Source organism: Streptomyces sp. V4I2 (assembly GCF_030817655.1).
GTDB classification, from domain to species: domain Bacteria; phylum Actinomycetota; class Actinomycetes; order Streptomycetales; family Streptomycetaceae; genus Streptomyces; species Streptomyces plumbiresistens.
On record NZ_JAUSZM010000003.1, the window covers coordinates 5,541,659 to 5,565,574 of the forward strand.

Consider the following 23,916-nt stretch of genomic DNA (forward strand, 5'->3'; position numbering starts at 1 on the left):
TCGTGGCCGGTGGGCCCGGGACGATGAGGTGGGGTAACCATGAACGCGCCGTACGACGGTGACCGCGGCCAGGCCGCGGGCCCCTCGGGCCATCCCGAGGGCCCGCCGCCTGAGCACGGCCAGGTACCGCCGCAGCCCCCCGCCGACATGTACCTCCAGGATGCCTACGACCAGGACCCCTACCAGGCACAGGATCTCTACGCCCAGGACCCCGTCGCCAAGGCGCTCTACGACCGCGCGGCCCACCCTCCGCCGTCGCCGGGCACATACCAGCCGCAGCAGCCTCTGTATGCCCAGCCCCCCCAGTCGCCGTACGCCCCCGACCCGCGCGTGTGGGCGCAGACTCCGGCCCCGGAGCCGGAGGGTCCGACCCAGTACCTGCCGTACGGCGACGATCCCCGCACCACCCAGTTCGTGGGCGTCGACGACCTGGTGTCCCAGGCCGGCGGGGAACGCCACGAGCCGGATGCCTTCGCCCACCTTTTCCGGGACCAGCAGCAGGGCGGCGGCCTCCCGCAGTACGACCCGCCGTCAGTGCCGGGTCCGGCAGCGGCCCCGGGCGAGCAGGCACCGGCGCCGCAGTACCGGGCTCCGGCGGCCCCCTCGCCCGCGGCCGACCAGACCATGAACCTCACCGCCACGCCCACCGCGGCTCCGGCGCCCACCGCCAAGAAGGGCGGGCGGGCCGGTGGCCTGCTGAAGTCGAGCGCCGTGATGGCGGCGGGCACGATGGTCTCCCGCCTCACCGGCTTCGTCCGCTCGGCGCTGATCGTCTCGGCGTTGGGCACCGCCTTCCTGGGTGACTCCTTCCAGGTGGCGTACACGCTGCCGACCATGATCTACATCCTCACCGTCGGCGGCGGCCTGAACTCCGTCTTCGTCCCGCAGCTCGTGCGCGCCATGAAGGACGACGAGGACGGCGGTGAAGCGTACGCGAACCGCCTGCTGACGCTCGTCATGGTGGCACTCGCCGCGCTCACCGCGATCGCGATGTTCGCGGCGCCGCTTCTGGTGCACGCTCTGTCGAACCCCGTCGCGAGCGACCCCGCGGCCAACGAGGTCGCCGTCACGTTCACCCGCTACTTCCTGCCCTCCATCTTCTTCATGGGCGTCCACGTGGTGATGGGGCAGATCCTCAACGCCCGTGGCAGGTTCGGCGCGATGATGTGGACCCCGGTCCTGAACAACATCGTCATCATCGTGACGCTCGGGACGTTCCTGTGGGTGTACGGCACGGCCGAGCACTCCGGCATGAGCGTCACGAACATCCCGCCGGAAGGTCAGCGACTGCTCGGCATCGGCATCCTGCTCGGGCTGGTGGTGCAGGCCCTCGCGATGATCCCGTACCTGCGCGAGACCGGGTTCCGGCTGCGGCTGCGCTTCGACTGGCGGGGCCACGGCCTGGGCAAGGCCGCGATGCTCGCGAAGTGGACCATCCTGTTCGTCCTCGCCAACCAGGCGGGCGCGCTCGTCGTCACCCAGCTGGCCACCGCGTCGGTCGCCGACACGAAGATCCCCGGCACCGGCTTCAGTGCCTACGCCAACGCCCAGCTCATCTGGGGCCTGCCGCAGGCCATCATCACCGTCTCCCTGATGGCCGCCCTGCTGCCGCGCATCTCGCGCTCGGCCGCGGAGGACGACGGCGGCGCCGTGCGCGACGACATCTCGCAGGGCCTGCGCACCACTGCGGTCGCGATCGTGCCGCTCGCGTTCGGCTTCGTCTCGCTCGGCATCCCGATGTGCACGCTCATCTTCGGCTCCTCCGGCACAAGCGCCGCGACGAACATGGGATACATGCTGATGGCCTTCGGCCTCGGCCTGATCCCGTACTCGGTGCAGTACGTCGTCCTGCGCGCCTTCTACGCGTACGAGGACACCCGGACCCCCTTCTACAACACGGTCATCGTGGCAGCCGTCAACGCCGCGGCCTCCGCCGTCTGCTTCATCGTGCTGCCGGCTCGCTGGGCCGTGGTCGGCATGGCCGCCGCGTACGGCCTGGCGTACGCGATCGGAGTCGGCGTCGCCTGGCGCCGACTGCGCAAGCGGCTGGGCGGGGACCTGGACGGCGGGCGCGTCCTGCGGACGTACGCCCGTCTCTGCATCGCCTCGGTACCGGCGGCCCTGCTCAGCGGCGCCGCCTGCTACGGCATCGGCCACACTCTGGGTCAGGGCGTCCTCGGTTCCTTCGCGGCACTGATCGCCGGCGGCGCGGTACTGCTCGGAACCTTCTTCGTCGCCGCCCGCAAGATGCGCATCGAGGAGCTGAACTCACTGGTCGGCATGGTCCGGGGGCGCCTGGGGCGCTGAGGCGGGGGTACGCGCACAACCATCGTCCGCCACTGTGTGTCGTGCATAGCGGCGGACTGTGGGCACAATTGGTTTCGGCGTCGCATGGCGCGCAATGGATGGGGAGGCAGGAACGACGGTGGCGGAACGGAGCACGGCTGCCGTCGACGTGGCAGACAACAGCGGTGACGAGCCGCTGACCGCCGAGGCGGACCAGTCCACGGCCGACGGGGTGGCCAAGAACCGGGAGCGGGACACGGAAGACGTCGAGGCACAGGGGAGTGGCGGGACCGGGAGTCCCGAAAAGGCCTCACCACCGGAGCTGCACAGCGGACACAAGCTCGCCAGACGCTACCGGCTCGAGGAGTGCGTCACCCGTCTGAACGGATTCAGCAGTTGGCGTGCCGTGGACGAGAAGCTGCGTCGCGCCGTCGGCGTCCACCTGCTGCCCGCGGATCACTCGCGGGCCCGTTCGGTGCTGGCCGCGGCCCGCTCCTCTGCACTGCTGGGCGATCCGCGCTTCGTCCAAGTCCTCGACGCCGTCGAGGAGAACGACCTCGTCTACGTCGTTCACGAGTGGCTGCCCGACGCCACCGAACTGACCACGCTTCTCGCCTCCGGCCCTCTGGAGGTGTACGACGCCTACCAGTTGATCAGCCAGATCTCCTCCGCCATGGCCGCCGCCCACCGCGAGGGCCTCGCCCATCTGCGTCTGAACCCCAACGCCGTGCTGCGCACGTCGACCGGCCAGTGGCGCATCCGTGGTCTCGCCGTCAACGCCGCGCTGCGCGGCATCAGTTCCGAAACCCCGCAGCGCACCGACACGGAAGCGATCGGAGCGCTGTTGTACGCAGCGCTCACCCAGCGCTGGCCGTACGAGAACGACGCCTACGGGCTGTCCGGCCTACCGAAGGACATCGGCCTCATCGCCCCCGACCAGGTGCGTGCCGGTGTCCACCGCGGCCTGTCCGAGCTGACCATGCGGGCGCTCGCCAACGACGGCGCGACCGCTTCCCGCCACGAGTCCCCGTGCACCACGCCCGAGGAACTGGTGAAGGCGATCGGCGAGATGCCCCGCATCCGCCCGCCGGAGCCGGCGTTCACCGCCCCGCCGGACTATCAGCGCACGACGTACCAGCAGGGCACGTACGGCCGTCAGGCGCCGCGTCCGGGCGTCACGCAGCCTGTTCAGGCCCCGCCGCCTCCACTGCAGAGCCGTACCGGCAGGGCGCTGAAGTGGGCCGTCTCGGCCCTCCTCATCGCCGCCCTCGGCCTGGGCAGCTGGCAGTTGGCGGATGCGCTCATGGACCAGGGCAACAAGTCGGACGACACGAACCAGACGCAGACGACGGACGGGAACGACAAGAGTCCGACCCAGGCACCCAGCAAGCCGATCGCCATCAGCGGGGCCAGCGACTTCGACCCGTACGGCGATGGCTCCGAGAAGCCGTCCGACATACACAAGACCTACGACAGCAGTTCCAGCACGTACTGGCAGACGGACTTCTACACGAGCGCCGACTTCGGGCGGCTGAAGCCGGGCCTCGGTGTCATCCTCGATCTCGGCAAGGTGCAGCAGGTCGGGAAGGTGACGGTCTCCTTCGTGGGGAACACGTCGGTCGAACTTCTCGCCGCCTCCAGTGACGCAGGTTCGCAGCCGACGTCCTTCGACTCCTACACGAAGGTCGCCGGGGGCTCCGGTGCGAGTGTGACGCTCAAGCCTGACAAGTCCTTCGAGAGCCGGTACCTGCTGGTCTGGCTGACCAAGTTGCCGCAAACGGAACAAGGCACCTTCCGCGGCCGGGTCGCTGACATCAAGGTGACCAGCTAGGGGCTTGCTGTCCGTCAGCCGACGATGGAGGGCGATCCTGCGAGAACGCAGGATCGCCGCGAGGGAGGGGTCCCATGGCGGAAGGCGCCGGATACGGCGACGTGAGCGATCAGGATCTGCTCGCCCGCCATGTCGAGGGCGATGCCGACGCCTTCGGTGAACTCGTGCGTCGGCACCGGGACCGGCTCTGGGCGGTGGCCCTGCGGACGCTGGGGGACCGGGAGGAGGCCGCTGACGCCGTCCAGGACGCCCTCGTCTCCGCCTACCGGGCCGCCCACACCTTCCGGGGCCAGTCGGCGGTCACGACGTGGCTGCACCGGATCACAGTGAACGCCTGCCTGGACCGCGCCCGTAAGGCGGCCTCCCGCAAGACGTCTCCGGTCGACGACACCGAGCGCCTGGAGCAGCTGCTGGAGCCGCACGAGTCGGCCTCGGCGCCCGCGGAGCGAAACGACCTCCACCGTCAGCTCCTGGAGGCACTCGGCACCCTTCCTCCCGACCAACGGGCCGCGCTCGTCCTGGTCGACATGCAGGGCTACCCGGTCGCCGAGGCGGCCCGCGTCCTCGACGTGCCGACCGGGACGGTGAAGAGCCGCTGTGCCCGTGGCCGAGCCAGACTCCTCCCCCTGCTCAAGCATCTGCGGCCGGAAAACACCGGCGCCGAAAGAGAAGCGGGCGAGGGGCGGAACCGGACGCAGGGGACATCCGTCCCACCCGCAGCGGGGCCGCGTCAAGCGGGCCCGCCTGATACCGGACCAAGCGATTCAGCTGCAGTGAAGGGCGGAGGTGGGCGAGCGTGACATCCACGACTGACACAGCCGGGCACCCGGGCGTCGCGGAGATCTCGGACCTCGCCGAAGGCCTGCTCCCGCCGTCCCGGACCGCGGACGTACGACAGCATCTGGCCGAGTGCGAACTCTGCGCGGATGTCCACGCCTCCCTGGAGGAGATCCGGGGACTGCTCGGAACTCTGCCGGGTCCTCCGCGCATGCCTGCCGATGTCGCCGGCCGGATCGACGCCGCGCTCGCCGCGGAAGCTCTGCTGCACGCTACGGCTCCCCACGCCGTCGACGCGTCGGCACCCATCAGCGCCCAGTCCCTGTCCGATACGTCGCCCGCCTCCGGCTCGGACGACAGCGCGCTTGTTTCACGTGAAACATCGACCGACCGCCCCGCAGGCAACGCGCGAGCCTCGACCACCGGCCCGGGCCGCAAGGAGACCCGGCGGGGCGGTCGACGCCGGGCGGTCGTCCTCGGTGCTGTGTTCACCGCCGCCGCCCTGGGATTCGGTTCCGTGCTGTTCTCCTCGCTGAACGACGGCAACCCGTCCGCCCCCGAGGCCCAGTCCACCACCGCGGACACCTTCTCCAAGGAGAAGCTGGAGCAGCAGGTTTCCGATCTCCTCGCCCAGAACCAGAGCGGCGACAGTGGTTCCCGCGCTCCGGACAGCCTCGGGATGGAATCCGTCCCCGGCAACTCGCCCAGGGTCTTCAAGGACCCGGTGGTCCCCAGCTGCATTCAGAAGGGCATCGGACGCGACGACGTAGCGCTCGGGACCGAGAAGGGGATCTACAAGGGGACGGAAGCTCTCCTCGTCGTGCTTCCCGACGCTCCTGACGGCACCCGGGTCACCGCCTATCTCATGGACGCGACCTGTGTGGGCAAGCAGTCGTCCGCTACGGCCAAGGTCTTGCTGAAGCAGTCCTACACCGGCTCCTGAGCGCGCACGCTTCGTCTCCGTCCTGCGTGGTATCTCGTACGGTGGCGCATCCTCGTGTGCCCGGACACAGCGGGAATGCGCGCCCCTTAGGATCCGTTGGGTGGGGTGAGAGTTCTGAAAGACGCTCCCCCGGTCCACGACGCAGTCCAGAGACGAGGAATCAAGCCGTGAGTGACGTCCGAAACGTGATCATCATCGGCTCCGGGCCCGCCGGCTACACGGCGGCGCTCTACACCGCGCGCGCGTCGCTGAAGCCGCTGGTGTTCGAGGGCGCCGTTACGGCGGGTGGCGCGCTGATGAACACCACCGAGGTGGAGAACTTCCCCGGCTTCCAGGACGGCATCATGGGCCCCGAGCTCATGGACAACATGCGCGCCCAGGCCGAACGCTTCGGCGCCGAGCTCATCCCGGACGATGTCGTCTCCGTCGACCTGAGTGGTGAGATCAAGACCGTCACCGACACCGCGGGTACCGTCCACCAGGCGAAGGCCGTCATCGTCACCACCGGCTCGCAGCACCGCAAGCTCGGCCTGCCGAACGAGGACGCTCTCTCCGGCCGCGGAGTCTCCTGGTGCGCCACCTGCGACGGCTTCTTCTTCAAGGACCAGGACATCGCCGTAATTGGCGGCGGTGACACCGCGATGGAGGAGGCTACCTTCCTCTCCCGCTTCGCCAAGTCCGTGACGATCGTCCACCGCCGTGACACCCTGCGCGCCTCCAAGGCGATGCAGGAGCGTGCCTTCGCCGACCCGAAGATCAAGTTCGTCTGGGACAGCGAGGTCGCCGAGATCCAGGGGGACCAGAAGCTCTCGGGCCTGAAGCTGCGCAACCTCAAGACCGGCGAACTCTCGGCTCTCCCGGTCACCGGCCTGTTCATCGCGATCGGCCACGACCCGCGCACCGAGCTCTTCAAGGGCCAGCTCGAACTGGACGAAGAGGGCTACCTGAAGGTGGAGGCGCCCTCCACGCGGACCAACCTGACCGGTGTCTTCGGTGCCGGTGACGTGGTCGACCACACCTACCGCCAGGCGATCACCGCGGCCGGCACCGGCTGCTCCGCCGCCCTCGACGCCGAGCGCTTCCTCGCCGCCCTCGCGGACGAGGAGAAGGCTGAGCCCGAGAAGACCTCCGTCTGACCCCCATCCGCCCCACCGCACCAACCAGTTAAGGAGCCCGCCGTGGCCGGCACCCTCAAGCATGTGACCGACGATTCCTTCGAGCAGGACGTTCTCAAGAGCGACAAGCCCGTCCTGGTGGACTTCTGGGCTGCCTGGTGCGGCCCGTGCCGCCAGATCGCGCCGTCCCTCGAGGCGATCGCCGCCGAGTACGGCGACAAGATCGAGGTCGTCAAGCTGAACATCGACGAGAACCCGGGTACGGCCGCCAAGTACGGCGTCATGTCCATCCCGACCCTGAACGTGTACCAGGGTGGCGAGGTCGCCAAGACCATCGTCGGTGCGAAGCCGAAGGCCGCGATCGTCCGCGACCTCGAGGACTTCATCTCCGAGTGACGTTTCACGTGAAACATGAATGGGCCGGCCCTGAGGGGTCGGCCCATTCGCATTAGAGCGGCCGGAGAACCGGTTCCTTCTGTACGGCACCCAGGAGCCGGTCCAGTGCCATCTCCACGTCCTCCTTCCAGGAGAGCGTGGTCCGCAGCTCCAGCCTCAACCGCGGGTACGTGGGATGAGGCCGAACCGTCTTGAAGCCCACCGCGAGGAGATGGTCCGCGGGCAGCAGACAGGCGGGCTCCTGCCAGCGCGCGTCCCCGAATGCCTCGATCGCTTTGAAGCCCCGCCGCAGCAGATCCTTGGCGACCGTCTGGACCATCACCCGGCCCAGTCCCTGCCCTTGGTAGCCCGGCATGATGAACGCGGTCATCAGTTGCACGGCGTCGGGCGAGACAGGGCTCGTGGGGAATGCCGTCGAGCGGGGTACGTAGGCCGGAGGGGCGTACAGCACGAAGCCCACCGGTACGTCGTCGACATACACGACCCTGCCGCAGGATCCCCAGTCCAGGAGGACGGCGGAGATCCAGGCCTCCTTCTCGAGGGCGGGTGTTCCGGCTTTTACCGCGGCCTCGCCGCTGACTGGGTCCAACTCCCAGAAGACACACGTGCGACAGCGCTTGGGAAGGTCCTGAAGGTTGTCCAGCGTGAGCGGTACGAGCCGACGCCCCATGAAGGCTGTTCCTCGCTTCCTTCGCCCGCCGCGTCGCGGGCGGCCGTCAGAGCGCTTCGTTCCCTGAGCAGGCTGCCGACGAAGCCGCCGACGGCGCCCAGCCCCAGGCCTGCGCTCACCAGTCCTGTGCGGCTCACCGTTCGCATGGCCCCTGCCTCTCCCCTCAGAGGTGCTGCCGGGTGGATTCGCCATACCCGAACGCATCGTATCCACGATGCGATTCCACCGATACCGCCTGAAAGCAAAGAGCGGGCCGTGTCCGGTACACACCGGACACGGCCCGTCCTGGCGCCTGAGCGAGATCACCCCGCCCGTCGGCAGATCAGTCGTCCGTCTCCTCGGAGTCACCGTCCAGGAGGCTCCTCTGCAGCACCGGCCCCTCGCCGGGGGCGAGGCTGCCGAGAATCCGCTCAAGGTCCTCCATCGAGGCGAACTCGACGGTGATCTTGCCCTTCTTCTGACCGAGGTCGACCTTCACCCGCGTCTCGAAGCGGTCCGAGAGACGGGTCGCGAGGTCGGTCAAGGCCGGCGAGACCCGAGTACCGGCCCGCGGGCCCTTGGAGCGCTGAGCCGTCTGGGGCCGAGAGCCCATCAAGGTCACGATCTCCTCGACGGCCCGCACCGAGAGTCCCTCAGCCACGATCCGGTGGGCCAGCCGGTCCTGCTCCTCCGAGTCGTCGACGGAGAGCAGGGCCCTCGCGTGTCCGGCCGAGAGGACTCCGGCTGCCACGCGCCGCTGGACCGCCGGCGAGAGCTTCAGAAGACGCAGCGTGTTGGAGACCTGCGGACGGGAGCGACCGATGCGGTCCGCCAGCTGATCATGCGTGCAGTTGAAGTCCTTCAGCAGCTGGTCGTAGGCGGCCGCTTCTTCCAGTGGATTCAGCTGGGCGCGGTGCAGGTTCTCCAGGAGAGCGTCCAGGAGGAGTTTGTCGTCGTCCGTGGCCCGGACGATCGCCGGAATCGCCTCCAGTCCCGCCTCACGGCAGGCCCTCCAGCGCCGCTCGCCCATGATGAGCTCGTAGCGCGCGGGGCCGAGCTGCCGTACGACGACGGGCTGGAGGAGACCGACCTCCTTGATGGAGGTGACGAGCTCCTGAAGAGCGTCCTCGTCGAAGACCTCACGCGGCTGCCGGGGGTTCGGCTTGATGGAGTCGAGGGGGAGCTCCGCGAAATGGGCACCCAGGGGAGGCGCGGGCGTCTCCACGGCACCGTTCGTCGATGGCTCATCTGTTTCATGTGAAACAGGCGGCAGCGAGGCCACCTTCGCCGCAGCCACCCCACGGTCGGTGGTCAGCACCGGCACCGCCGCCGGGGACGTCGAAACGGCGCTCCCCAGAGCGGCCGAAGCCACCGTCTTCTCCGTCGGGGCAGCAGGGATCAGTGCGCCAAGACCACGACCCAAACCCCTCCGTCGCTCGCTCACTGGATCCCCTCCACCATGCTCCGGTCGCTCTGTGCGCCGATGTGTGCGTGTGTCGCGTCGTAGGAGACGCCGACACCCTTCAGCGCGATTTCTCGTGCCGCCTCAAGATAGGACAGGGCACCGCTCGATCCTGGATCGTAGGTCAGCACCGTCTGTCCGTAGCTCGGCGCCTCGGAGATGCGGACCGAGCGGGGAATGCTCGTCCGCAGCACCTCGTCGCCGAAGTGACTGCGCACCTCGTCCGCGACCTGGGACGCGAGACGCGTCCGGCCGTCGTACATGGTGAGCAGGATCGTCGATACATGCAGGGTGGGGTTGAGGTGCCCCCGAACCAGATCGACGTTGCGCAGCAGCTGACCGAGGCCCTCCAGTGCGTAGTACTCGCACTGGATCGGGATGAGGACCTCCTGGCCGGCGACCAGCGCGTTGACCGTCAGCAGGCCGAGCGAGGGCGGGCAGTCGATGAGGATGTAGTCCAGCGGCTGCTCGTAGGCCTGGATCGCCCGCTGCAGTCGGCTCTCTCGCGCCACCAGGGACACCAGCTCGATCTCCGCACCGGCGAGATCGATCGTGGCAGGGGCGCAGAAGAGGCCCTCGACATCGGGGACCGGCTGGACGACCTCGGCGAGAGGCCTGCTGTCGACCAACACGTCGTAGATGGAAGGGACCTCGGCGTGATGGTCTATCCCCAACGCCGTGGAGGCGTTGCCCTGCGGGTCAAGGTCGATCACCAGGACACGGCTGCCATGCAGAGCGAGCGACGCGGCAAGGTTGACGGTCGTCGTCGTCTTGCCCACACCGCCCTTCTGGTTGGCGACCACCATGACGCGGGTCTGCTCGGGACGCGGCAGACCTTCGCCGGCGCGGCCCAGAGCCTCTACCGCCAGTTGGGCAGCACGACCGATCGGAGTGTCGTCCATCGGGGGTGGTGTTTCACGTGAAACATCCTCCCCCATCGACTCGGTACGGGGACCGGGGACCGGATCGGTCATCGGTCCCGCGATGTTGGCGTCGGACCGCAAGGATTCACTCTCCTCGACTTCAGGCTCGCAATGAACAGAGCCTCCCATGCCTTCGGGGTCGTGAACCAGTGAGGCCTGTTGTTCTGTGGAGAAATCCACGTCTGTGGACAACTCAGGTCCCTCATCGAGTGAACCGAGAGGCTTTCGGTCGCGGGGTTCGGCCGCGGCTCGGCCCCGGCTGATGATGCCGTGTAGCAGTGAGCGACGTTTCACGTGAAACACGATGCACAGCAACGGGGCCCGAACTGTCGCGACACTCCGGCATGGATACGTTTGGCAGCTTGTGTGGAGTACGTCTCGTCGTCAGGACGGATCAGCGGCGCCGACGTGCACGTCCCGTCCTGGCCGCCTTCGCTCGCTTCGCGGCGAAGCGCACACCACCCGGACTCTCGCCGACTTCGACCCGCACGACGGTGGACAACGGATCCACCACGCCCTCACCCACATGCAGGATGGATGTCTCCACGGCACCGAGCTTGCTCAGTGCCGTCGCCGCACTCTTGAGCTCCTCCTCCGCGGTGTCGCCCTTGAGTGCGAGCATCTCCCCGTAGGGACGCAGCAGGGGGATGCCCCAGGTCGCCAGCCGGTCCAGTGGAGCCACGGCTCGTGCCGTCACCACATGGACGGGTGTGAGCTTGCCCATGACCTCTTCGGCTCGCCCACGAACGACCGTCACATGGTCCAGGCCCAGGAGCTCCACGACCTCGGTCAGGAAGGTGGTGCGCCGCAGCAAGGGCTCCAGCAGCGTGATCTTCAGGTCCTCCCGGACGAGCGCCAGGGGAATGCCGGGCAGACCCGCACCCGAGCCGACATCGCACACCGTCACACCCTCGGGAACGACCTCCGAGAGCACCGCGCAGTTCAGCAGGTGCCGCTCCCAGAGGCGCGGCACCTCGCGTGGACCGATCAGGCCGCGCTGCACGCCCGCCTCGGCGAGCAGCTCCGCGTATCGCACCGCGTCCGCGAAGCGATCACCGAACACCTCACGGGCATGTTCGGGCGCGGGGGGAAGCTCCGCTGCCTCCGTCACGGGGGACCGTCCTTCCGTACCGCGTAGACGCGCCGGGCGCCGACGCCAGAACCACCAGAACTATCAGGCTGACAAAGTCCGGCCCCGCCTGCCGGGCAGACGGGGCCGGAGGAACGTACGGGCCGATCAGGCGGGAAGAACCACGACGAAGCGCTGCGGTTCCTCGCCCTCGGACTCGCTGCGCAGGCCGGCAGCCTTGACCGCGTCGTGCACGACCTTGCGCTCGAACGGTGTCATCGGCTTCAGCTTCACGGACTCACCGGTGTTCTTGACCTCGGCCGCGGCCTTGGCACCGAGCTCGGACAGTTCGGCGCGCTTCTTGGCGCGGTAGCCCGCGATGTCCAGCATCAGCCGGCTGCGGTCCCCGGTCTCCCGGTGCACGGCCAGGCGCGTGAGCTCCTGCAGGGCTTCCAGCACCTCGCCGTCGCGGCCGACCAGCTTCTGCAGGTCGCGGCCGCCCGCGTCGCTGATGATCGACACAGCGGCGCGATCGGCCTCGACGTCCATGTCGATGTCGCCATCGAGGTCGGCGATGTCGAGCAGACCCTCGAGGTAGTCCGCCGCGATCTCGCCCTCCTGCTCCAGGCGGGTCAGGGTGTCTACGCCCTCGGCAGCGGCGGAGGTGGTGCCTTCCGTCACGGGATGGACTCCTTCTTACTTCTTGGACGGGGACTTGGGCCGCTGCGGACCCTTGCGCTGTCCGGACTGGGCCTTGCTGCGGGTACCGCCGGTCTTCTTGGCAGCGGCGGAGGGCTTGGCGTCCTCGGGCTCCTCGGACTTGATCAGCGACGGGCCTTCACCGGCCGCCTTGGGAGCACCGGACTGGCGCTGGGACTTGCTCTGCCGTTTGGGCTGCTGACGCTTGGGAGCGGCGGCGCTCGTGGGCGTACCGTCCTCGGTCTGCGATACGGCCTGGGCTTCGCCCTTCACCACGTTGCCGTCGGCCTGGGCCGTGAGGCCCGCCTTGTTCAGGCCGTTGATGAACTTGCGCTCGAACTCGTTGCGGTCGCGGCCCTTGGCCACGATGGCCTTGACGATGGTCCTCTCGCCGCGCCCGCGCGTCTTGCCGTGGTGGGTGACGTGCTTGTACAGACGCTCCAGGTACGCGGCCTGCGCCTTGGAACCCGGAGTCGGGTTGTTGCGGATGACGTACATCTGCTGGCCCATGGTCCACACGTTGGTGGTCAGCCAGTAGACGAGGACACCGACCGGGAAGTTGATGCCGAAGACGGCGAACATGATGGGGAAGACGTACATCAGCATCTTCTGCTGCTGCATGAACGGCGTCTTCACCGTGGTGTCGACGTTCTTCGTCATCAGCTGGCGCTGCGTGTAGAACTGCGACGCCGACATCATGACGATCATGACCGCGGTCACGATGCGCACCGTGGTCAGCGAGGCGTCGAGCGCGGCAACGTCCGAGCCGCTGTCGGTGAACTTCGCGGCCAACGGAGCGCCGAAGATGTGCGCCTTCTGCGCGCTGTCCAGCAGGTTCTGGTTGATGGAACCGATGGTGTCGTTGTTCGCGATGCTGTTGAGCACGTGGTACAGGGCGAAGAAGAACGGCGACTGCGCCAGGATGGGAAGGCACGAGGAGAGCGGGTTGGTGCCCGTCTCCTTGTACAGCTTCATCATCTCTTCGGACTGACGCTGCTTGTCGTTCTTGTAGCGCTCCTGGATCTTCTTCATCTCGGGCTGCAGTGTCTGCATGGCCCGGGTCGCCTTGATCTGCTTCACGAAGAGCGGGATCAGGCAGATACGGATCAGGATCACCAGAGACACGATGGACAGGCCCCAGGCCCACCCGGTGTCATCGCCGAAGATGGCGCCGTACACCGTGTGGAACTGGACGATGACCCAGGAGACAGGTGTCGTGATGAAGCTGAAGAAGCTGGCAATCGTGTCCACTAATCATGCTCCTTGGGCATGGGACGGGGTCTCTGCGGCCGGGCTCGTAAGAGCCTGCCCCTCGGTGGCCGGTTCGGCGGAGGAGGGCCCGCCCCTGCGTGTACGCCAGGCGCCACGCAGCATTTCGTGCCACCGCGGACGCTTGCGCGGCGGGACATGGTCCACACCGCCCAGCGACCACGGATTGCACCGCAGGATGCGCCAGGCCGTGAGTCCCGTGCCCTTGATCGCACCATGCCGGTCGATGGCCTGGTACCCGTAGTGAGAGCACGACGGGTAGTACTTGCACACCGGCCCGAGCAGCGGGCTGATGGTCCACTGGTACAGCTTGATCAGCGCCAGCAGCGGGTACTTCATCGCGCGCCCCCTCCCAGCAACCGCTCCAGGGCGGCATCCAGGTCTTGGGCCAGTTGTGCATGATCGGCGTCGCCCGCAGCAGGCAACGCTCGTACGACTACCAGGCTACCGGGGGGCAACGAGGCGACTCGATCGCGCATCAGGTGGCGAAGTCTGCGCTTCACCTTGTTACGCACCACCGCACCGCCCACGGCCTTGCTCACGACGAAACCCGCACGCGTCGGGGGAGCGCTCTCCCCAGGCGCGTGCGGGTTCGTTGCACCGCTACGAAGGTGGACGACGAGAGACGGGCGTCCGGCCCGACGACCTCGTCGTACCGCGGTCGCGAAGTCCTCGCGCCGCCTCAGCCGGTTCTCGGTGGGCAGCACGATGTCATGACCTGACCGGAATCAGGCCGACAGGCTGGCGCGACCCTTGCCACGGCGGTTCGCGAGAATCGCGCGGCCGGCGCGGGTGCGCATCCGCAGGCGGAAGCCGTGGGTCTTGGCGCGACGACGGTTGTTCGGCTGGAAGGTGCGCTTGCTCACTCGGGGGCTCCAGAATAAATCGGGGTTTTCGCGGTGCCGTCCTGGCTGTCACCGTGCGCCCACGAGTAGCTCGCGTCACGCCCGAGTGCACCGCTGACCGATCACCCAAATGATCTGTGCCCATCGGAGGCAGGCGGCAGCAGCCATCGACAACTCGACCTGGTTACGGTACGCGCGGCTACGCCATCCGGTCAAACCAGCGGTCACCAGGAGACACTATCCACAGGCTGGGGACAACAACTTGAACCGCACCCGTCGCCCTGACTACCGTGGCTGGACTCCGATTCGTTCCCTTGTACCTGCCCCACCCCATTTGAATCCCGACCGTTCCCGAACCACACGTTCGTGGGACCCGTGAGAGAGCGTGCCCTGTGGCTGACGTACCTGCCGATCTTGCCGCAGTGTGGCCACGAGTACTCGAGCAGCTTCTCGGTGAAGGGCGTGGGCAGGGTGTCGAGGTCAAGGACGAGCACTGGATCCGACGCTGCCAGCCGCTCGCGCTCGTGGCGGACACCGCACTGCTCGCCGTACCGAACGAATTCGCGAAGGGCGTGCTCGAAGGCCGCCTCGCCCCCGTCGTCAGCGAAACCCTGAGCCGTGAGTGCGGACGTCCGATCCGCATCGCGATCACCGTCGACGACTCCGCCGGCGAACCCCCGGGCCCCCCGAGCCCGCCGCCCAGGCCCCAGCAGCGCTACGAGGAGCCCGAGCTCCCCTCCGGCCAGTACGAGGGCTACGGCCGCCACCGCGCGGACGACCAGAGGCCGGGCCGCTCCGAGCAGCACCCCGGCCCTCAGGGCGACCACACCCCGCGCCCGGACGGGCTGCCGACCGCCCGCCCCGCATACCCCTCGGAGTACCAGCGCCCCGAGCCCGGCGCCTGGCCCCGCCCGCAGCAGGACGACTACGGCTGGCAGCAGCAGCGCCTCGGCTTCCCCGAGCGCGACCCGTACGCCTCGCCGTCCCAGGACTCCTACGGCGGCCGCTCCCAGGACGCGTACTCACAGGATTACCGTCCGCAGTCGATGGAGCGCCCGCCGTACGACAACCAGCGCCCCGACTTCGAGCAGCGACCGGACTACGGCCGCCACCGCGCCGACGAGGAGCAGCGCGACGCCCGCCGCGAGCGGCCCGAGCCGTCGTCCGGCTCCGGGCACATGAGCCGCGGCGGTCCGGTCGGTTCGCATCTGCCCACCACCGGCGCCCCCGGCCCGCTGGCCGCGCAGCCCGCGCCGGCGACCGGTCCGGGCGAGCCGACCGCGCGCCTGAACCCGAAGTACCTCTTCGACACGTTCGTCATCGGCGCCTCGAACCGCTTCGCACACGCGGCCGCGGTGGCCGTCGCGGAAGCGCCCGCGAAGGCGTACAACCCCCTGTTCATCTACGGGGAGTCGGGACTTGGCAAAACGCATCTGCTGCACGCGATCGGGCACTACGCGCGCAGCCTCTACCCGGGCACACGCGTCCGCTATGTGAGCTCGGAGGAGTTCACGAACGAGTTCATCAACTCGATCCGCGACGGCAAGGGCGACAGCTTCCGCAAGCGCTACCGCGAGATGGACATCCTGCTCGTCGACGACATCCAGTTCCTCGCGGACAAGGAGTCGACGCAGGAAGAGTTCTTCCACACCTTCAACACGCTCCACAACGCCAACAAGCAGATCGTGCTGTCCAGCGACCGGCCGCCCAAGCAGCTGGTGACGCTGGAGGACCGGCTGCGGAACCGTTTCGAGTGGGGCCTGATCACCGACGTCCAGCCGCCCGAGCTGGAGACGCGCATCGCGATCCTGCGCAAGAAGGCGGTCCAGGAGCAGCTCAACGCCCCGCCGGAGGTGCTGGAGTTCATCGCGTCCCGGATCTCGCGCAACATCCGCGAGTTGGAGGGCGCGCTGATCCGGGTGACGGCGTTCGCGTCGCTCAACCGGCAGCCGGTGGACCTCGGCCTGACGGAGATCGTCCTCAAGGACCTCATCCCCGGCGGCGAGGACTCGGCCCCGGAGATCACCTCCACGGCCATCATGGGCGCGACCGCCGACTACTTCGGCCTCACGGTCGAGGACCTGTGCGGCACCTCTCGCGGCCGCGCGCTGGTGACGGCCCGCCAGATCGCCATGTACCTGTGCCGCGAGCTGACAGACCTCTCCCTGCCGAAGATCGGCGCGCTGTTCGGCGGCCGCGACCACACGACCGTCATGCACGCGGACCGCAAGATCCGCAATCTGATGGCCGAGCGGCGCTCCATCTACAACCAGGTCACCGAGCTCACGAACCGCATCAAGAACGGATGACAGAGCCGCTCGTACGCCTCTGAGGGCGCTCCCGGGACGGATTCCGGGAGCGCCCTCAGTCGTTCCGGAGACCGGCACCGGGTCCGTCGCGACATCCGCTGTTCGAATACCTGCCGGGTTACGGCCTCTCTCCACAGATCCGGCGACTTTCTTCCGTCCACATCCTGGGGACTGGGAAGTTGTCCAGATCGTGTCCACAGGGGCCCTCGTCGAGAGACCATCAGACCAGGTCAGGTGGCTGTGGATCCGTGGACGAACGATCTCCACAGACTGTGGACAGCGAGATGATCCACAGCCTGTGCATCGAGTTGTCCACCGGCCGCCCACAGGCTGAGGACGGTTGTCCCCAGCGATCCCCGGCTTCTCCACACCGCTGTCCACTGTTCGGCAACGCGAGGCGCCTCCTCACCGTGTCGAGTGAAAGGCGTCACACGAAGGTGCCGGGTTGGGCTGTGGGAAACGTGGGTAAAGCTGGGGACGGTGCTGGGGAGAAGTGGCCCGAGGCTGTGCATGGAGTGTGCAGAACTTTCCGTTCTCCACAGATACGCCCGGTTGTCCACCGTCGTCACCCACAGGGTCGGTGGACAAAATTTCCCCTCTGAGCTGGGAAAACGGGGTTATCCACGGTATCCACAGGCCCTACTACTACTCCCAACTAGAGAGAGCTGGGAATCCGTTTCGAAGTGGGCCCTGTGCACAACTCGCTGTCCGGCTCCCGACTGCCCCTCGTCACGACTTGACCCCGAGAGGCACCGACTGTCAGTGCTGTGCGTCAGACTGGTCCCCGGTGTCCTTCCCCTCACAGGGATCGACGACACCGCGACAGACGACGAAGCCAGGCAGGGCGAGAAGCGCCGGCAACAGCAGGAGGCGGCAACGGTGAAGATCCGGGTGGAACGCGACGTACTCGCGGAGGCAGTGGCCTGGGCGGCACGCAGCCTCCCGGCCCGTCCGCCGGCGCCTGTCCTCGCCGGCCTTCTCCTGAAGGCCGAGGACGGCCAGCTGAGCCTGTCCAGCTTCGACTACGAGGTCTCGGCACGGGTGTCCGTGGAGGCGGAGGTCGACGAGGAGGGCACGGTGCTGGTCTCCGGCCGCCTCCTGGCCGACATCTGCCGCGCTCTACCCAACCGCCCGGTGGAGATTTCCACAGACGGTGTACGGGCGACGGTGGTCTGCGGCTCCTCGCGCTTCACACTCCACACACTGCCTGTGGAGGAGTACCCGGCCCTGCCGCAGATGCCGAACGCGACGGGCACCGTTCCCGGCGAGGTCTTCGCCGCGGCCGCCGCCCAGGTCGCCATCGCCGCCGGCCGTGACGACACGCTGCCCGTCCTCACCGGTGTGCGCATTGAGATCGAGGGCGACACGGTCACGCTGGCGTCCACCGACCGCTACCGCTTCGCGGTCCGTGAGTTCCTGTGGAAGCCGGAGAACCCCGAGGCGTCCGCGGTGGCCCTGGTGCCCGCCAAGACGCTCCTGGACACCGCCAAGGCCCTCACGAGCGGCGACAGCGTCATCCTGGCGCTGTCCGGCGGTGGGTCGGGCGAGGGCCTGATCGGTTTCGAGGGCGCCGGCCGTCGCACGACTACGCGTCTGCTGGAGGGCGACCTCCCGAAGTACCGCTCGCTGTTCCCGACGGAGTTCAACTCCGTGGCCGTCATCGAGACCGCCCCCTTCGTGGAGGCCGTCAAGCGTGTGGCCCTGGTCGCCGAGCGCAACACCCCGGTGCGACTCAGCTTCGAGCAGGGCGTGCTGATTCTGGAGGCAGGTTCCAGCGACGACGCACAGGCTGTGGAGCGGGTCGACGCCCAGCTGGAGGGCGACGACGTCTCGATCGCCTTCAACCCGACGTTCCTGCTGGACGGCCTGAGCGCCATCGACTCCCCGGTGGCCCAGCTGTCCTTCACGACGTCCACGAAGCCGGCCCTGCTCAGCGGCAAGCCGGCCCTGGACGCCGAGGCGGACGAGGCCTACAAGTACCTGATCATGCCGGTGCGGCTGAGCGGCTGAGCGATGTGAACCCGGCCACTTCGCCGGACGTCTCTGCCGGGGATGTGGGGGTCGTCCCCCACAAGATCGCAGTATGCCGGTGCGGCTGAGCGGCTGACCGGGTCCGTCGGAGAACCCGCAGGTCGGGGCCTACGTCTGAGCGCGTATGCCCACAGATGTGCGCGAGCGTCCGGGTTTAGGCTCGGACGCAGGTACGGAAGTGCCGTAACGCCACGTCGCACACCTAAGGAACACTGATGGAGCTCGGTCTCGTCGGCCTCGGCAAGATGGGCGGCAACATGCGCGAGCGGATCCGCCGCGCAGGCCACACCGTCATCGGATACGACCGCAACCCGGACCTCGCCGACGTCCACAGCCTCGCTGAGCTTGTGGGCAAGCTCAAGGGTCCGCGCGTGGTCTGGGTGATGGTTCCGGCCGGTGCCCCGACCCAGGCGACCGTCGACGAGCTCGCCGACCTGCTGGAGCCCGGGGACGTCGTCGTGGACGGCGGGAACTCCCGCTGGACCGACGACGAGAAGCACGCGGAGGAGCTGGCGGCCAAGGGCATCGGCTTCGTCGACTGCGGAGTCTCCGGCGGCGTCTGGGGCCTGGAGAACGGCTACGCGCTGATGTACGGCGGCGACGCGGAGAACGTCGCCAAGGTGCAGCCGATCTTCGACGCCCTCAAGCCGGAGGGTGACGCAGGCTCGGTGCACGCCGGCAAGGTCGGCGCGGGCCACTTCGCGAAGATGGTCCACAACGGCATCGAGTACGCGATGATGCAGGCTTATGCCGAGGGCTGGGAGCTCCTGGAGAAGGTCGACTCCGTGACCGACGTCCGGGAGGTCTTCCGCTCCTGGCAGGAAGGCACGGTCATTCGCTCCTGGCTGCTCGACCTCGCGGTGAACGCCCTCGACGAGGACGAGCACCTGGACAGGCTGAAGGGTTTTGCCCAGGACTCCGGCGAGGGACGCTGGACTGTGGAAGCCGCCATCGACAACGCCGTGCCGCTGCCCGCGATCACGGCCTCCCTCTTCGCGCGGTTCGCGTCGCGCCAGGAGGACTCGCCGCAGATGAAGATGGTCGCCGCGCTGCGGAACCAGTTCGGCGGCCACGCGGTCGAGAAGAAGTAATCCACAGGGCTGCACAGCGGTCCACAAACTGCAGTCCACGAGCTGGGGGAGGTCGGCGCACGACCATGCACGTCACGCATCTGTCGCTGGCCGACTTCCGCTCGTACGCCCGGGTCGAAGTTCCGCTCGACCCGGGCGTCACCGCCTTCGTCGGCCCGAACGGGCAGGGCAAGACGAATCTGGTCGAGGCGATCGGCTACCTCGCCACCCTCGGCAGCCACCGTGTCTCCTCGGATGCCCCGCTGGTCCGCATGGGTGCCGACCGCGCGGTCATCCGGGCCCAGGTCAGACAGGGCGAGCGGCAGCAGCTGGTCGAGCTGGAGCTGAACCCCGGCCGGGCCAACCGGGCCCGCATCAACAGGTCCTCGCAGGTCAGACCGCGTGACGTGCTGGGGATCGTACGGACTGTGCTGTTCGCGCCCGAGGATCTCGCGCTGGTCAAGGGTGATCCCGGCGAGCGGCGCCGCTTCCTCGACGAGCTGATCACGGCCCGCTCTCCGCGGATGGCCGGCGTTCGTTCCGACTACGAGCGTGTCCTCAGGCAGCGCAACACGCTGCTGAAGTCGGCCGCGCTCGCCCGCCGGCACGGCGGCCGTTCCATGGACCTGTCCACCCTCGACGTCTGGGACCAGCATCTCGCGCGCGTGGGTGCCGAGCTGCTCGCCCAGCGGCTCGACCTGATCGCGGCGATCCAGCCGCTGGCCGACAAGGCATACGAGCAGTTGGCGCCCGGCGGCGGCCCGGTCGGCCTGGAGTACAAGCCGTCCGCGCCGGGCGAGGCCCACACGCGCGAGGACCTCTACGAGCAGGTCATGGCCGCGCTGGCGGAGGCTCGCAAGCAGGAGATCGAGCGGGGCGTCACGCTCGTCGGACCGCACCGGGACGAACTGCTGCTCAAGCTCGGCCAGATGCCCGCCAAGGGCTATGCCTCGCACGGCGAGTCGTGGTCGTACGCGCTGGCCTTGCGTCTGGCGTCGTACGACCTCCTCAGGGCGGAGGGCAACGAACCGGTGCTCGTTCTGGACGACGTCTTCGCCGAGCTGGACACCCGTCGCCGCGAGCGGCTGGCCGAGTTGGTCGCGCCGGGCGAGCAGGTCCTGGTGACGGCCGCGGTCGACGACGACGTACCGCACGTGCTGACGGGTACACGGTTCACCGTGGCGGACGGGACGGTGGAGCGCGTATGAGCACCGAAGACGGACCGGCCCCCGAAAAGAAGCCCGAACCCTCCGGCGTCGACCTCGCGCGCGTGGCGCTCAGGGCCGCCAAAGAGCAGGCACGCGCGCGTGGGGACGCGGTGCAGCAGAAGAAGCAAGCGCGTCGCGGCGGCCTGCGCTCCGGCGCGCGCGCCGACGGACGCGACCCCATGGCGCTGGGCGCCGCGATCAACCGGCTGATCACCGAGCGCGGTTGGGAGGCGCCGGCCGCGGTGGGCGGGGTGATGGGCCGCTGGCCGCAGATCGTCGGCGAGGACCTGGCCAAGCACTGTGAGCCGGAGAAGTACGACGAGGACGAGCGGGTCCTGGTCGTGCGCTGCGACTCCACGGCCTGGGCGACGAACCTGCGTCTGCTCGCTCCGCAGCTGATCGCACGCCTGAACGAGGACCTGGGCCACGGCACGGTGACCCTGATCAAGGTGCAGGGCCCCGGCGGCCCTCCCCGCCGCTACGGCCCGCTGCGCGCCCCCGGCAGCACGGGACCCGGCGACACCTACGGGTGACGGGCGCGCCCGGGGTGACCGGCTGCGCCCACGTGCGAACGGCCGTATCAAAGGGTGACTGACGTCACAACCACAGGTCCCGGACGATCCCGTCGGGTCACCGCACGCGGTTGCGAATGCCGACCTGACTCCCAAGTAGCCAAGGGTTGACAGTCCGAAGCGCTGAGTGCCTCCGTGAGCCTCCTTGAGCCCTGTTCCGTATATGGGGACCCGGAAGACGCCGGTTGAGGGCGGCACATGCGGACTCAGGTACCGGCAAACCCCCATCACTGTCGGCGCTACCGGTAGACTGGAAGCTAATCCCGCCCCAATCGTGGGGACCGCCCGGGAAAAGCTGAGCAACGCTGATCAAGGCTTACAACGCAACATGCCGCAGCCGCTCCGGCAACCCGCCGACGAGCCCGGCTCGTGCTGTGCCAGAAAGGGCGCTTCGTGGCCGATTCCGGCAACCCCAACGAGAACATCCCGTCCACCGAGGCCACGGCCGGAATCGCCGAGGCCTCAGTCACGGCGTCGTACGACGCCAGTGCCATCACCGTCCTCGAGGGCCTGGACGCGGTCCGCAAGCGACCCGGTATGTACATCGGCTCGACCGGCGAGCGCGGACTGCACCACCTCGTGTACGAGGTCGTCGACAACTCGGTCGACGAGGCGCTGGCCGGCCACGCGGACACCATCGACGTGACGATCCTGGCCGACGGCGGCGTCCGCGTCATCGACAACGGCCGTGGCATCCCGGTGGGCATCGTCGCCTCCGAGGGCAAGCCGGCCATCGAGGTCGTCCTGACCGTGCTGCACGCGGGCGGCAAGTTCGGCGGCGGCGGCTACGCGGTCTCCGGCGGTCTGCACGGCGTGGGCGTCTCCGTCGTGAACGCCCTGTCGTCGAAGGTCGCCGTCGAGGTCAAGACCGACGGGTACCGCCACACGCAGGACTACAAGATGGGCGTCCCCACGGCGCCGTTGGTCAAGCACGAGCCCACGGACGAGACCGGCACGTCGGTCACCTTCTGGGCCGACGCCGACATCTTCGAGACCACGGAGTACTCCTTCGAGACGCTCTCGCGGCGCTTCCAGGAGATGGCGTTCCTCAACAAGGGCTTGACGATCAAGCTCACCGACGAGCGCGAGTCGGCGAAGGCCACCTCCGGGGCGGACGAGGCGGGCGCGGACGAGACCGCCGAGGTCAAGACCGTCACGTACCACTACGAGGGCGGCATCGTCGACTTCGTGAAGTACCTCAACTCCCGCAAGGGAGAGGCGGTCCACCCGACGGTGATCGACCTCGAGGCCGAGGACAAGGACAAGAGCCTCTCCCTCGAAGTCGCGATGCAGTGGAACAGCGGTTACAGCGAGGGCGTGTACTCCTTCGCGAACATCATCCACACGCATGAGGGCGGTACCCACGAAGAGGGCTTCCGCTCGGCGCTCACCAACCTGATCAACAAGTACGCGCGCGACAAGAAGCTGCTGCGGGAGAAGGACGACAACCTCACGGGTGACGACATCCGCGAGGGTCTGACGGCGATCATCTCGGTGAAGCTCAGCGAGCCGCAGTTCGAGGGCCAGACCAAGACCAAGCTGGGCAACACGGAGGCCAAGACCTTCGTCCAGAAGGCGGTCTACGAGCACCTGAACGACTGGCTGGACCGCAACCCGGTCGAGGCGGCGGACATCGTCCGCAAGGGCATCCAGGCGGCCACCGCGCGCGTGGCGGCGCGCAAGGCGCGCGACCTGACCCGCCGCAAGGGCCTCCTGGAGACCGCGTCCCTGCCGGGCAAGCTCTCCGACTGCCAGTCGAACGACCCCATCAAGTGCGAGATCTTCATCGTCGAGGGTGACTCCGCCGGCGGCTCAGCCAAGTCCGGCCGCAACCCGGAGTACCAGGCGATCCTCCCGATCCGCGGCAAGATCCTGAACGTGGAGAAGGCCAGGATCGACAAGATCCTGCAGAACCAGGAGATCCAGGCGCTGATCTCGGCCTTCGGCACCGGAGTGCACGAGGACTTCGACATCGAGAAGCTGCGCTATCACAAGATCATCCTGATGGCGGACGCCGACGTCGACGGCCAGCACATCAGCACCCTGCTGCTGACCTTCCTGTTCCGCTTCATGCGGCCGCTGGTCGAGGCCGGGCACGTGTACCTCTCCCGTCCCCCGCTGTACAAGATCAAGTGGGGCCGGGACGACATCGAGTACGCCTACTCGGACCGCGAGCGCGACGCGCTGATCGAGATGGGCCGCCAGCGCGGCAAGCGCATCCGCGAGGACTCGATCCAGCGCTTCAAGGGTCTCGGCGAGATGAACGCCGAGGAACTGCGCATCACGACCATGGACCAGGAGCACCGCGTGCTCGGCCAGGTCACCCTCGACGACGCCGCCCAGGCCGACGACCTGTTCTCGGTCCTCATGGGCGAGGACGTCGAGGCGCGCCGCCAGTTCATCCAGCGCAACGCCAAGGACGTCCGCTTCCTCGACATCTGAGTCGGTCTCAGCTGACCGCA

At 68.3% G+C, this 23,916-nt stretch carries 21 protein-coding genes; 12 read left to right on the plus strand and 9 right to left on the minus strand.

Annotation, left to right across the window (positions count from 1 at the left end):
• The first annotated feature begins 39 nt into the window (after nucleotides 1-39).
• The 6 genes from murJ (at nucleotide 40) to trxA (ending at nucleotide 7,348) form a co-directional block, all read left to right on the plus strand.
• Nucleotides 40-2,307, plus strand: coding sequence for a murein biosynthesis integral membrane protein MurJ (gene murJ / locus QFZ76_RS26240; RefSeq protein WP_307676031.1), 2,268 nt, complete (start codon nucleotides 40-42; stop codon nucleotides 2,305-2,307).
• A 118-nt stretch (nucleotides 2,308-2,425) separates the two neighbouring features.
• Nucleotides 2,426-4,117, plus strand: a complete 1,692-nt coding sequence (locus QFZ76_RS26245) for a protein kinase family protein (protein ID WP_307676032.1) — start codon at nucleotides 2,426-2,428, stop codon at nucleotides 4,115-4,117.
• Nucleotides 4,118-4,191: 74 nt separating this feature from the next.
• Entirely contained in the window at nucleotides 4,192-4,917 is a 726-nt protein-coding gene (gene sigM / locus QFZ76_RS26250; RefSeq protein ID WP_307676033.1) for an RNA polymerase sigma factor SigM, read from the plus strand.
• Entirely contained in the window at nucleotides 4,914-5,837 is a 924-nt protein-coding gene (locus QFZ76_RS26255) for an anti-sigma factor (RefSeq protein ID WP_307676034.1), read from the plus strand. Before sigM ends, QFZ76_RS26255 begins: the two co-directional genes overlap by 4 nt.
• Before the next feature lie 167 nt (nucleotides 5,838-6,004).
• Nucleotides 6,005-6,973, plus strand: coding sequence for a thioredoxin-disulfide reductase (trxB, locus tag QFZ76_RS26260; protein WP_307676035.1), 969 nt, complete (start codon nucleotides 6,005-6,007; stop codon nucleotides 6,971-6,973).
• A 42-nt stretch (nucleotides 6,974-7,015) separates the two neighbouring features.
• Complete coding sequence (gene trxA, locus QFZ76_RS26265; RefSeq protein WP_217234882.1) at nucleotides 7,016-7,348, plus strand: thioredoxin; 333 nt, start codon at nucleotides 7,016-7,018, stop codon at nucleotides 7,346-7,348.
• 52 nt (nucleotides 7,349-7,400) lie between these two features.
• Here trxA and QFZ76_RS26270 read toward each other — a convergent pair whose 3' ends face one another.
• The 9 genes from QFZ76_RS26270 to rpmH all read right to left on the minus strand — a co-directional run bounded on the left by QFZ76_RS26270 (nucleotide 7,401) and on the right by rpmH (nucleotide 14,285).
• Nucleotides 7,401-8,018 (minus strand): GNAT family N-acetyltransferase, encoded by a 618-nt coding sequence (locus tag QFZ76_RS26270; RefSeq protein WP_307676036.1) that lies wholly within the window; start codon nucleotides 8,016-8,018, stop codon nucleotides 7,401-7,403.
• A gap of 322 nt (nucleotides 8,019-8,340) precedes the next feature.
• Nucleotides 8,341-9,441, minus strand: coding sequence for a ParB/RepB/Spo0J family partition protein (locus tag QFZ76_RS26275; protein ID WP_307676037.1), 1,101 nt, complete (start codon nucleotides 9,439-9,441; stop codon nucleotides 8,341-8,343).
• Nucleotides 9,438-10,511, minus strand: coding sequence for a ParA family protein (locus QFZ76_RS26280; protein WP_307680130.1), 1,074 nt, complete (start codon nucleotides 10,509-10,511; stop codon nucleotides 9,438-9,440). The genes QFZ76_RS26275 and QFZ76_RS26280 overlap by 4 nt, the downstream gene beginning before the upstream one ends.
• 265 nt (nucleotides 10,512-10,776) lie before the next feature.
• The gene (gene rsmG, locus QFZ76_RS26285; RefSeq protein WP_208780334.1) at nucleotides 10,777-11,493 is read right to left on the minus strand and encodes a 16S rRNA (guanine(527)-N(7))-methyltransferase RsmG; all 717 of its coding nucleotides are present in this window, start codon (nucleotides 11,491-11,493) and stop codon (nucleotides 10,777-10,779) included.
• 126 nt (nucleotides 11,494-11,619) lie between these two features.
• On the minus strand, nucleotides 11,620-12,132 hold the full coding sequence (locus QFZ76_RS26290) for a R3H domain-containing nucleic acid-binding protein (RefSeq protein ID WP_307676038.1): 513 nt from the start codon (nucleotides 12,130-12,132) through the stop codon (nucleotides 11,620-11,622).
• Between the two features lie 15 nt (nucleotides 12,133-12,147).
• On the minus strand, nucleotides 12,148-13,401 hold the full coding sequence (yidC, locus tag QFZ76_RS26295; protein WP_307676039.1) for a membrane protein insertase YidC: 1,254 nt from the start codon (nucleotides 13,399-13,401) through the stop codon (nucleotides 12,148-12,150).
• A gap of 3 nt (nucleotides 13,402-13,404) precedes the next feature.
• Nucleotides 13,405-13,758, minus strand: a complete 354-nt coding sequence (yidD, locus tag QFZ76_RS26300) for a membrane protein insertion efficiency factor YidD (protein ID WP_307676040.1) — start codon at nucleotides 13,756-13,758, stop codon at nucleotides 13,405-13,407.
• Complete coding sequence (gene rnpA / locus QFZ76_RS26305) at nucleotides 13,755-14,126, minus strand: ribonuclease P protein component (protein ID WP_307676041.1); 372 nt, start codon at nucleotides 14,124-14,126, stop codon at nucleotides 13,755-13,757. Before rnpA ends, yidD begins: the two co-directional genes overlap by 4 nt.
• Before the next feature lie 21 nt (nucleotides 14,127-14,147).
• Nucleotides 14,148-14,285 carry a 50S ribosomal protein L34 gene (gene rpmH, locus QFZ76_RS26310; RefSeq protein WP_006381191.1) on the minus strand — a complete coding sequence of 46 codons (138 nt, stop codon included), beginning with the start codon at nucleotides 14,283-14,285 and terminating at the stop codon, nucleotides 14,148-14,150.
• A gap of 371 nt (nucleotides 14,286-14,656) precedes the next feature.
• Here rpmH and dnaA point away from each other — a divergent pair, with 371 nt between their 5' ends.
• The 6 genes from dnaA to gyrB all read left to right on the plus strand — a co-directional run bounded on the left by dnaA (nucleotide 14,657) and on the right by gyrB (nucleotide 23,896).
• A complete protein-coding gene (gene dnaA / locus QFZ76_RS26315; protein WP_307676042.1) occupies nucleotides 14,657-16,573 on the plus strand; it encodes a chromosomal replication initiator protein DnaA in 1,917 nt (638 codons plus the stop codon).
• A gap of 879 nt (nucleotides 16,574-17,452) precedes the next feature.
• On the plus strand, nucleotides 17,453-18,583 hold the full coding sequence (gene dnaN, locus QFZ76_RS26320; RefSeq protein WP_053755808.1) for a DNA polymerase III subunit beta: 1,131 nt from the start codon (nucleotides 17,453-17,455) through the stop codon (nucleotides 18,581-18,583).
• A 236-nt stretch (nucleotides 18,584-18,819) separates the two neighbouring features.
• Nucleotides 18,820-19,695 carry a phosphogluconate dehydrogenase (NAD(+)-dependent, decarboxylating) gene (gene gnd / locus QFZ76_RS26325; RefSeq protein WP_307676043.1) on the plus strand — a complete coding sequence of 292 codons (876 nt, stop codon included), beginning with the start codon at nucleotides 18,820-18,822 and terminating at the stop codon, nucleotides 19,693-19,695.
• Nucleotides 19,696-19,760: 65 nt separating this feature from the next.
• Nucleotides 19,761-20,882 carry a DNA replication/repair protein RecF gene (gene recF, locus QFZ76_RS26330; RefSeq protein WP_307676044.1) on the plus strand — a complete coding sequence of 374 codons (1,122 nt, stop codon included), beginning with the start codon at nucleotides 19,761-19,763 and terminating at the stop codon, nucleotides 20,880-20,882.
• Complete coding sequence (locus tag QFZ76_RS26335) at nucleotides 20,879-21,415, plus strand: DUF721 domain-containing protein (RefSeq protein ID WP_307676045.1); 537 nt, start codon at nucleotides 20,879-20,881, stop codon at nucleotides 21,413-21,415. The genes recF and QFZ76_RS26335 overlap by 4 nt, the downstream gene beginning before the upstream one ends.
• A gap of 408 nt (nucleotides 21,416-21,823) precedes the next feature.
• Complete coding sequence (gyrB, locus tag QFZ76_RS26340; protein ID WP_307676046.1) at nucleotides 21,824-23,896, plus strand: DNA topoisomerase (ATP-hydrolyzing) subunit B; 2,073 nt, start codon at nucleotides 21,824-21,826, stop codon at nucleotides 23,894-23,896.
• Nucleotides 23,897-23,916 lie beyond the last annotated feature (20 nt).